This window comes from Chitinophaga skermanii, assembly GCF_003259335.1.
Classification (GTDB): Bacteria; Bacteroidota; Bacteroidia; order Chitinophagales; family Chitinophagaceae; genus Chitinophaga; species Chitinophaga skermanii.
The window spans coordinates 521,374-532,317 of record NZ_QLLL01000005.1 but is presented as its reverse complement, the minus strand read 5'-3'; the positions used below and the strand labels follow the sequence as shown (position 1 = coordinate 532,317).

General features: G+C 42.4%; 9 protein-coding genes. 2 read left to right on the top strand and 7 right to left on the bottom strand.

Features of this window, described 5'->3' with window-relative positions; translation table 11 throughout:
* Positions 1-34: 34 nt before the first annotated feature.
* From LX64_RS15500 to LX64_RS15490, 3 genes are all read right to left on the bottom strand, one after another.
* The gene (locus LX64_RS15500) at positions 35-2,389 is read right to left on the bottom strand and encodes a GAF domain-containing protein (protein ID WP_111598574.1); all 2,355 of its coding nucleotides are present in this window, start codon (positions 2,387-2,389) and stop codon (positions 35-37) included.
* A 255-nt stretch (positions 2,390-2,644) separates the two neighbouring features.
* Positions 2,645-3,871: a diaminopimelate decarboxylase gene (gene lysA / locus LX64_RS15495; protein WP_111598573.1), complete on the bottom strand. Its 1,227-nt coding sequence runs from the start codon at positions 3,869-3,871 to the stop codon at positions 2,645-2,647.
* A 54-nt stretch (positions 3,872-3,925) separates the two neighbouring features.
* Positions 3,926-4,324 carry an RNA-binding S4 domain-containing protein gene (locus LX64_RS15490; RefSeq protein WP_111598572.1) on the bottom strand — a complete coding sequence of 133 codons (399 nt, stop codon included), beginning with the start codon at positions 4,322-4,324 and terminating at the stop codon, positions 3,926-3,928.
* Positions 4,325-4,460: 136 nt separating this feature from the next.
* Here LX64_RS15490 and LX64_RS15485 point away from each other — a divergent pair, with 136 nt between their 5' ends.
* Positions 4,461-5,900, top strand: a complete 1,440-nt coding sequence (locus LX64_RS15485) for a cation:proton antiporter (protein ID WP_111598571.1) — start codon at positions 4,461-4,463, stop codon at positions 5,898-5,900.
* 11 nt (positions 5,901-5,911) lie between these two features.
* Positions 5,912-6,853 (top strand): ADP-ribosylglycohydrolase family protein, encoded by a 942-nt coding sequence (locus LX64_RS15480; RefSeq protein WP_111598570.1) that lies wholly within the window; start codon positions 5,912-5,914, stop codon positions 6,851-6,853.
* Between the two features lie 316 nt (positions 6,854-7,169).
* Here the strand turns inward: LX64_RS15480 and LX64_RS15475 are convergent, their stop codons facing one another.
* From LX64_RS15475 to rplS, 4 genes are all read right to left on the bottom strand, one after another.
* The gene (locus LX64_RS15475) at positions 7,170-8,456 is read right to left on the bottom strand and encodes a lytic transglycosylase domain-containing protein (protein ID WP_158538635.1); all 1,287 of its coding nucleotides are present in this window, start codon (positions 8,454-8,456) and stop codon (positions 7,170-7,172) included.
* A 12-nt stretch (positions 8,457-8,468) separates the two neighbouring features.
* Entirely contained in the window at positions 8,469-9,914 is a 1,446-nt protein-coding gene (gene gatA, locus LX64_RS15470) for an Asp-tRNA(Asn)/Glu-tRNA(Gln) amidotransferase subunit GatA (protein ID WP_111598568.1), read from the bottom strand.
* 111 nt (positions 9,915-10,025) lie between these two features.
* On the bottom strand, positions 10,026-10,256 hold the full coding sequence (locus LX64_RS15465) for a Sec-independent protein translocase subunit TatA/TatB (RefSeq protein WP_111598567.1): 231 nt from the start codon (positions 10,254-10,256) through the stop codon (positions 10,026-10,028).
* 238 nt (positions 10,257-10,494) lie between these two features.
* Complete coding sequence (rplS, locus tag LX64_RS15460; protein ID WP_111598566.1) at positions 10,495-10,842, bottom strand: 50S ribosomal protein L19; 348 nt, start codon at positions 10,840-10,842, stop codon at positions 10,495-10,497.
* Positions 10,843-10,944: the final 102 nt, after the last annotated feature.

Here is a 10,944-nt window from a genome sequence, read left to right as displayed (position 1 = left end):
TTTTTTTATGAGGAGTATAAAATCAATTCATTCCTTATTTTTTATCATCTTCTAAATTCACTTTAACACGTAAAGCTTTTAAACCACTAATACCTTGCAACTCTTCCAAGTCGAGCATTTCAACACCTGGCAACAACACTTTCTTGTCTTGCAAGAAGTTGATGTACTTTAAGTATTCATCTGCTTCACGTGCATAAGAATAAACAAGTGCAATAGTGCCCGGTTGTGTTAAACGTTCCGTAGAGCCATTGATATGCACTTTATCGATACGTTTCTTCATGATTTCGTAACGAATATTGTATGCCCCTTCTACATCAAACCGTCTTTCATCTTTTCTGAATGAAATATCAATGGGGTTACTGTGCACAAGTATCAATTGCGTGGTTTGCAATGGTACTTGTAAAGTAGGCATCAGCTTATTCGTCAACTTAGCAATAGCCGCCATAGACGTTAATTGCCACAAACTAAGATTGCGCAAATACAAGGCATCGTATTTCTTATCGGGTGAAATAGATTGACCGATATAGATATTGTACTCCACACCATCGGTTCTATACTTCTCGAAGTAGCAAGGGAACGATAATTGAATCGTTTCTCTTTCCTTTTCCAAGTATTGGTTGATGACATGGTTAATTTGTTGTAAGCTTTCTTCGTACGATTTACGGTGATTGAAGATATGGCTTGTTTTAGGATCGATTGCTGTAAAGTAATCTTCCAAAATAGGCTTCAAATCTGGATAACCATCGTACAAATGACGGAACGTAGGTGCAATTTCATGATCAAAGAAATCATTGATCTTTGCTTCTTCTTCAGCTACCAAGTTATCATCACGCAAGAATTGAACAAGCATATTGTTCTTATACTCTAATTCCTCGAGCAACGGTAAATAAGGGCCATCACCTGTTCTGATTTTCTGCAAAGTACCGGCAATCAGTTCCATCTGTTCACGCAAATCTTCTTTCAAAGCATTGCCTCTTTCCACGGATGAGTTCCTTACATCCACAGCACCGTATAATGGGTATACGTTGGTGAATTGAATGGGCTCAATCTCTCCTTCTGGTTCATCGGCTTTATGCAAGAAGTTCCAAGCTGCTTCGTTAAACTTCCATTCTACAGCAGGTTGTAATGCTGTAAACTTCAGTTTAATCACCTCGTTGATGCGCTCGGTATTAATTTCCAAAGAGCGTCGTAACATCATAGCACACAGGCTGTACGCGGCATGGAGCTTCGTGAGGATTTGCCAACCCAAAGCGCCTTCCGTTCCAGTCGCTATTTCAATAATACCCAATAACTCCCCGTTGTGCAGTACCGGGATCAATATATAGCTCTTCACACCTTTAAAAGGTAAATACTTCAAAAAGCTATACATCATCGTCGTTTCGCTATTCACATTCGGAATCACCAACGGCTGCTGGTTCTGCGTAAGGTAGTTCAATAACTGCTGGTACAACTGTGCATCTGCTTTCGTATTATTCAAGATGATGCTATTGTAGGCAAAGTTGTTTTCCAACACGTACTTACCATTCACCTTCAAAAACGGCATCAAGTTGATGTTTACATCTGGTAGCTCAATAAGCGTATGTAAACCTTCGCGGAGCTTCGTATAACTTTTCTCCTCGTTTTCTTTATTGGTGTTCAGTACGATGTTCTTGATGTTGGTAACCACCTCGTCTTTCGTTACATCTTGAATTGTCCAAATAACGAATCCTTCCAAGGCAAACAACTCCAACGGCAGTACTTCCTGCAACGTTTTCAAGTTATTATCCTTGAAGGGTTTTGAACAGAAGTTGGAACAATCCATCTCGGGTAATTTCCCTTTTACCTTCACGTCAACAAAACGGGCGTCGATATCCACCTTCACATACCGCTTCAATCCTGTTTCAGGGTTAATAACGGTTTGCAATACATCCGACTCGAAGTTGATCGGCGCATTATACACTCTTTCCAAGATCAACTTATACAACCAAATCAACTTGTCACGTTTCACTTTCTCGATCGAAATACCTGCCGGAACAGCTTTCAATTCGTTATCGTTGATGGCGAATATTTGTTTAAACCCTTCGGAATAGTAGAAAATGGAATATTTATATGGCACGCCTACTCCATACACACGGTTCTCTTCGTCGGTGGTAACAGGAAATAAAGTAGCAATTAACAGGTCTAAATATTCCTGGTATTGTACTAAATCACTGTTTTCGTCGAACGAGCCCAGTAATGAAGGCATGCTCTCGAATTTTTTAATAATGTAGTTGTAGAATGAAGAGCGTATCCCCGGCGTAGTTTCCGCCTTTTCTTTCATAAATCGTATAAAAGGCTCAAAAGAAACGTGGCTTTCGATCACTTGTTCCTCATCTTCAAATACTTTAGGATGTGCTGTTAACATTTTCATATTTGTATCATCAGTAAATAACCTAACACCTATTCAATGGCGTAAGTTGAAAAGGTCACTTCAGCGTAAGCAAATTGCAGGATTAAAAGAGATAGGGGGCGTATAGTTATGGCAAAGTTAGTGGATATTTAAGACAAAAATGCAAGTATTTGATATGTCAAGTAAAATTTTACAATTCACCGTTATATAAATGCACAAAACCTTTGCAATATCGCTACTGCAAAGGTTTTGGTGTAATATTATTAATAAACCTAATTAGAGTGGTAACTCAATTTGGTTTTTCAGTAAATCATCAATTGTATCACGTTTCCTGATCAAGGTAGCTTTACCGTCTTTTACCAATACTTCCGCCGGTTTTAAGCGGCTATTGAAGTTCGACGACATTTCAAAGCCATAAGCGCCCGCGTTGTAAAACACGAGGAAATCACCCTCTTTCACCTCGTTGATCTTACGATCCCAACCAAATGTATCCGTTTCGCAAATGTTACCCACTACCGTGTAAATACGTTCTGGACCTTTTACGTTACTGATATTTTTAATAAGATGGAATGCATCGTAGAACATCGGGCGAATTAAGTGGTTGAAACCAGAGTTCACACCCACAAATACAGTGGCTGTAGTTTGTTTGATTACGTTCGCTTTTACAATGAAGTAACCACACTGGCTTACCAAGTATTTGCCTGGCTCGAACCACAATTGCAATGGGCGTTTCAATTTCTTGTTGAAATTGGTAAACGTTTCTGTTAATTTCTTGCCCAACAGCTCGATATCCGTTTCTGGATCACCCGGTTGGTAAGCTACTTTAAAGCCACTACCCAAATCGATCGATTCCAAGTCGGGGAAATGCTCGGTTAATTCGAACATGATTTCCACACCGCGCAAAAACACGTCTACGTCTTTAATTTCAGAACCGGTGTGCATATGCAAACCAGATACTTTCAACTTCGTAGATTTCACAATACGCTCGATATGGCGCAATTGGTGGATGGAGATACCGAATTTAGAATCGATATGACCAGTAGAAATCTTATAGTTACCACCCGCCATAATATGCGGGTTAATGCGAATGTTAATAGGGTAAGAATCACCAAATTGGTTACCGAACTGCTCTAAAATAGAGATATTGTCGATATTGATATTCACACCTAGTTCCTTTGCCGCGATGATTTCTGATAAATCCACGCAGTTAGGTGTAAAAATAATCTTCTTAGGTTCGAAACCAGCTTTCAAACCGAGCTGCACTTCCTGGATGGAAACCGTATCCAACCCCGCACCTAAAGAACGAATGTACTTTAAGATGTTGATGTTGGTGAGCGCCTTACATGCATAAAAAAAGTGTGTGTCGGCCTTACTAAAAGCATTTTGCAGCTTCTCGTACTGGGTTTTAATCTTTTCCGCATGGTATACATATACCGGTGTTCCAAATTCCTGTGCTACTTTAACAAGAAAGTCGGCTGATAATACATCACTTTGCTTAGGCATGTAATTTAAAATTGAGAATGCAAAATTAACAGAATTGTAGTTAAGATGGTAGTATTAAAGTTCCTCTTCTCCATCTTCCTGCATAAAACCATCCAAATCACGCCTTTCTTTCTTGGTCGGACGACCAATTTTACTCTGCCGTTTCCCTGTATGGAACACGCTTGCAGCCCTTTGCAACAATTTATCTTCTTCCGGTGTAATATCCACGTAATACTTGATTGCCTCGGAATATTGTACCCGGTTCGGCAGCAATTCTACCACCTCGATCACCCATTTACGGGCATCTGTCTTAATCTCGTACTTATCCCCCACTGTAACCGACTTCGCCGCCTTTACCGGGGCACCGTTTAATTTCACCTTACCGCCATCACAGGCAGTAGCGGCTTGGGAGCGGGTTTTAAAAACCCGGATCGCCCATAAATATTTATCTACTCTTAATTTCTCGTTACTCATATCCTTACAAAAATATTCAAAAAATAAACACGCCGGGCGCAATACCACTGCGTGTTTACATTCATTTTACATGCATTTTCCAGGGAATGGTTGTATCTTACACAAATCACTAAAATCCTTTATCCTAGTAAGTTGTATGAAGAAAAATTATTGGATTTACCCATTGATTATTTGCATTTTTTCTGCTTTAATTTGGTTCATTATCTATAAAGGAGAGATGTTGAGCCAGCTACGCCATAGCCTACCGGCCGAAAAAATCATCACACCCGAACAAGTAGCAAAAGCTGCTCCTGCAGAACAAGAAGGCTTTCTATCTGGCCTTTTACACCATGCACAGTTGCCCATTAGCATCTTGTTATTACAAATTATAGTGGTACTAAGCGTAGCCCGCGCTTTTGGCTGGGCAGCTAGAAAAATTGGTCAACCTGCCGTAGTAGGTGAAATTATCGCCGGTATCGTATTAGGCCCCTCTTTATTAGGCTTAATAGCGCCCGATGTAATGAAATCCATCTTTCCCACTAATACGCTCAGTAGCTTACAATTCCTTTCACAAATCGGCCTCGCCTTCTTTATGTTCATCGTAGGGATGGAACTCGATATAGCGAAAATCAAAAATAAAGCGCACGATGCCGTGGTTATCAGCCATGCCAGCATTATTATCCCCTTCTTCCTAGGTGTAAGCCTGGCTTATTTCATCTATGAAGATTTTGCCCCCGTTGGTATTAGCTTCTTGGCTTTCTCATTATTCATGGGTATTGCTATGAGTGTTACCGCCTTCCCCGTATTAGCTCGTATAGTACAAGAAAGGAAGTTAACAGGCACGCCTTTAGGTACACTCGCTATCACCTGCGCCGCTGCCGACGATGTTACCGCTTGGTGTATTTTAGCTGTAGTAGTAGCGATCGCCAAAGCTGCCAGCATTGTAAGTGCTTTACTAACTATCATTTTAGCGGCTGTATTTGTTGCCGCCATGCTGTACGTTGTACAACCTTGGGTTGGCAAACGCTTACGGAAATACGCTCATGCGAAAGACGCGAAAAAAACCATTGCGCTAGCCTTCTTCGTATTACTCGGCTCTGCTTATGTAGCCGAAGTAATTGGCATCCACGCATTGTTTGGTGCCTTCTTAGCAGGTGTAATTATGCCACAAACAGGCAACTTCAAGTCAATCCTCACCGATAAATTAGAAGATGTGAGCGTGCTCATGTTATTGCCTATATTCTTTGCCTTCACAGGTTTACGTACCCAAATCGGTTTATTAAATGAAGGCCATTTATGGGCCGTATTTGGTATGATTATGTTAGTAGCCGTGGGCGGCAAATTCGCCGGTAGCACCCTCACCGCCAAAGCAATGGGCCAAAACTGGACCGACGCTATTTCCATCGGTGCCTTAATGAATACCCGTGGTTTAATGGAACTTATTGTACTGAACATCGGCTACGATCTCGGTATCCTCAGTGCACAAATGTTCGCCATGTTGGTATTGATGGCCCTCGCCACCACGTTCATGACCGGCCCAGCCCTCGACATCGTCAACTACGTAACACGAAAGAAATCCACCGTAGTACTATCCTAAATTATGCACATATGCCAACTAATCCAGCTAAAGATATCCTATTAGGCGTAGCCGTTGGTGATGCCATCGGTGTACCCGTAGAGTTCCTAGACCGCTCAAAGATGCAAGCCAACCCTTTAACAGGCTTGAAAGGATACGGCACATATAACTTACCGCCAGGTACCTGGTCGGACGATACGTCGCTCACCCTTTGCCTCGCCGAAGCGCTCACAGAACAAACATTGGATCCTGAATTAGTAGGCAAATATTTCACCCGCTGGCTGTACCGCTCATACTGGACAGCCAACGGCGAAGTATTCGACGTGGGCATTACCACCCGCGAAGCCATACAACGCATTTCCCGTGGTACCCCAGCCACGCTTGCCGGTGGCCTAGACGAACGCGAAAACGGTAACGGCTCGCTCATGCGCATCTTACCCCTCGTTCTCTACATCAAAAACCTCCCCATCGAAGAACGCTTCACCATTACCCGCGACATATCTTCCATCACCCATGGACATATCCGCGCAGTAATCGGCTGCTTCTACTACTTGGAATTTGCCCGCCGCCTTTTATTTGGCGAAGACAAATTCGCAATCTACACCGACCTGCAACAAGTAATTCCCCCATTCCTAGCCACCCTAGGCATCCTGCCCTCAGAAATCGACACCTATAAACGCATTTTAAAAGAAGACATCACCCAAGCCAGCACCGAATCCATGCTCGGCCACGGCTACGTAGTATACGCCACCGAAGTAGCCATTTGGAGCCTTCTCACCACCACCTCCTATAAAGATGCCATCCTACAAGCCATCAACCTCGGCAACGACACCGACACCAACGCCGCCATCACCGGCGGCCTAGCCGCCCTCCTCTACGGCCACGATACCATCCCCCTCGACTGGCTCAACGCCCTAGCCCGCAAATCCGACATCGAAAACCTAGCCTGGCTCCTCCACAAACGATATGCATAAAACAAAAAAGCCGTCTCAACAGAAACGGCCTTTTTGTTTTTATACATTATCCCCATACCCTCCAAGCCAACAAAACACACATCCGAAATACCACCGCCCGGCACCACAGTACCCCAACCGCCTAATCATGGCTCCGATAAAACGCGCCCGCCGTTTCGGCGCGTTTTTCGCCTTTCTTTGGTTACTTTCTTTGGCGAGCAAAGAAAGTAACAACGATGGGATATAACCTAACTAAAATAGGCCGCTGCTAATCATAAAAACAAAAACACCCTGGCCAAAACGACCAGGGTGTCTTAAAAAAACTTTATGAAAGCAATTAACCTTTCGCAGCTGTATTCTTCACCGCGGGTTTCTTCGCTGTAGACTTCTTTTTAACAGGAGCCTTGGAAGATTTCGCCTTTGTGCCGGTATATTTCTTCGCTGGTGCTTTCGCGGCCGTTGCTTCTGAACGTTTTACCGGTGGTGGGAATTTAGATTTATCTGCGGTAGTTGCTTTGTCGTCTAATGTGATTTGGAGTGATTCCTTCAAGATTTCTTCTTTCTCAGATTGGAAAGCTTTCATTTTATCTTTCGGGATACGTAAATCGTAAGCATTGTCTACGCTGGCCATAACTTTATCAAAGCCTGGGTTCATGCGATCGAGCTCTTCGATGTCCATTGATAATTTCTTAGCAATGGCTTCTAGGCGGTACTTACCAGATACGCTAAATACTACAGTGTTATATAATTCCTCGTCTGTTAAATCTGCTTTCGCTACAGCCGGAGCTGCGTTGTTTGGTACTGCAGCAGCTTTCGCTGTTTTGTAGTCACCATCCACACCGAAGAATGAGTTGAAACGATCTAAGATATAACCGGTAGCAATAAATTTATATACGTGGTTTTTAGATTCTTGTGGCAAAAAGTATTGAATGCCCCAGAAATCGCTACGACCGCTCATACGTTGTGCACGTTGCACGCCGCCGGCGCCGCAGTTGTAAGCCGCTACTACTAACAACCAATCGTCGAATTGATCATGCAATTCGTTGAGGTATTTAGCAGCTGCGATAGTAGACTTATAGAAATCTCTTCTTTCATCTACTTTTTTACCAACGTTCAAACCGAAGATGCGAGCTGTACCCGACATAAACTGCCAAGCACCTACTGCACCTACACGGGAAATAGCGTTCGTGTTGAAGCCGGATTCGATCACGGCTAAATATTTCATTTCTTCCGGGATACCATGTTCTTTGAACACTTTTTCAACCATCACGAAATATGGTTCACCTTTAGAAATCATTTGTTGTAAGTGACCGCTATAACGAGTTGCGAAGTCGTTAATGTAGCCATTTACATAATGATTATTCAATTGTTCGTATACCTTTTGTGAAGGCGCTACAGAAGCTGGCATAGCTTGTGCTCCTTTTCTTACAGCCAAGGCTGTAGGATTAGTGCGCACTGCAGTGTCTTTCGGTAATTGAGCTTTTTTCAGCAAAATTGCTGTATCGGCGGGTGCTACTTGGTGAATAGCCTCCATCTCTTTACGAAGCTCCATGCTGCCCGCAGCGGACGCACGTTCCATACCCATCATAGCCGGCACTAAGAGCGTTAAAAAGAATTTCGTCATACACATTTTGTTTTAACCTATACTTACCGGTTGCATTTGCAACACGTTATTTGCTATTTGAAGCAATTGTTCCTCATCAAACTTTTTAGTTATTATTTGAACACCATATGGCATCCCATTCGAATGCCGGTGCAAAGGTACGGAAATTGCCGGAACCCCGGTCAAGTTCGCCAACACGGTATAGATGTCAGCCAAATACATCGCGATTGGGTCGTCCATTTTTTCCCCGATCTTAAAAGCTGTCGTAGGAACTGTTGGCAACAATATCGCGTCATATTCCGATAATATTGCTTGCAGCTTCTCCACTACCAGTCTTCTAACTTGCTGAGCCTTAGAATAATACGCATCGTAATATCCGGCACTCAACACGAAGGTCCCTAACAAAATACGTTTTTTCACTTCCTTGCCAAATCCTTCAGAGCGACTTTTCTTATAAAAATCGTTCAATTCCAAATTTTCTAAGGCTGTGCGATGGCCAAATTTAACACCATCATAACGCGATAAGTTAGAGGAAGCCTCCGCCGTAGTTAATACATAATAGGCGGGTACTATATAATCCAAATACTCAAAAGGAACACCTGTTACGGTATTACCTTCGTCGCTTAATTTTTCAAAGAGAGATTCAAAACCTGCTTTCATTTCTGCATCCAACCCGTCATGATGCAGTGCATCATATAAATACGCGTATTTGCGCGGTTTATTGTGAGAAAGGTTGGTTAAATAATTGGGCACTTCTTTTTGAGAGGCTGTACTATCGTATTCGTCGGGCCCTGCTATTACTTGCAATACTGCCCCTACATCAGCAACATTCTTGCCAAATATTCCTATTTGATCAAAAGATGACGCGTACGCGATTAATCCATGCCTAGAAATACGCCCATAAGTAGGTTTTAGGCCCACAATACCACAAAAATCAGCCGGCTGCCTTACTGAACCACCGGTATCACTACCGAGGCTAACTTGGCATAAATCGGCTTGTACGGCAACGGCAGAACCGCCACTAGACCCTCCCGGTACGCGGGTAGTGTCTAAGGCGTTTAATACTTTTCCGTAAGTTGAATTTTCGTTAGTAGAGCCCATGGCAAACTCGTCGCAATTGAGATTGCCTATGATAATGGCGTCTGCAGCCAATAACCGTTCGATTGCTGTTGCAGAATAAAGAGAGGTGAAACCTTCAAGAATGTGAGAAGCTGCGCTTACTTTGTGATCTTTATAACAGAGGACATCTTTGATACCAATAACAACACCTCCCAAAGCTCCTAATTGCTCGCCCGCCTGGATCTTACGATCCAATTCGCGCGCACGCTCTAAAGCTTCGTTGGCATATACTTCAATAAATGCATTTAGATGCCGGAACTGCTCTATTCTTTGCAAATAGTGCTGTACGGTAATTTCACAGGATACCTTACCGGCATATAACGCTTCTTGGTAAAACGCTATAGTGCTGTATTCAGTCAAAACCCAAACCAGTTTAAAAATCTAACAATGGAAGATTTTTCCACATTATCTCACACCCCCGTCGATCAATCTAAAAAGAGAGGATAAAAAGAAAAAGGTCTTAGAACCTAATTACGCTTTCTTCTCAGAAGCTGGCTTTTCTTTCATGCCATCTTCGATTTCTTGGCGTACGTTGTTTTTTGCATCGTTGAATTCACGGATACCTTTACCAAGGCCACGCATCAACTCAGGGATTTTCTTACCACCAAACAGCAACAATACCACCAACGCGATCAAAAGTAGTTCTGTCATGCCTAATTCTTGAAATAATAAAAAAGGTGCTTTTACAAAAATTGCAGTCATTTTCTCAGTGTTTAAATGTTCATCAAACAAAGATAGCTATTAATTCGGTTTTTCATATTCCACCAATGTACCATTGGTAGACTTTTAATTCCTTTTTAATCGCCCATTCTCGCCTGGTGCGGGCCTAAACCCTGGCATAGTTTTCCTATTTCGGTTGAATATTATACAAACGGTACTTTACAAGAAAAACGGGAACCAACAACGGTTCCCGTTCTCACTAATTTTCCCTGTATATATACTAAACCCTTTTTTCTTTAATACGAGCTGCTTTACCTTGACGGTCGCGCAAGTAGAACAATCTAGCTCTTCTAACTTTACCTACTTTGTGAAGTACGATAGAATCGATGTTCGGAGAGTACATTGGAAACACCCTTTCAACACCAATACCGTCAGAAATTTTCCTTACAGTAAATGAAGCTGTGAAACCAACACCTTGGATCTTAACTACATCGCCTTTGAAGGACTGGATACGCTCCTTGTTACCTTCAACGATTTTATAGTTAACAGTGATGTTATCACCTGCTTTAAACTTAGGATACTCTTTTTTAGCTGTCAATTGCTCGTGAACAAATGAAATTGCGTTCATCTTTCTATTATTTAAGGACGGCAAAGGTAGGAAAGAAAATCCAGAATCCAAGTAAATTTTTCATCTAATTGATAAAAAATAATTTGCCACCCGGTTTAAAAA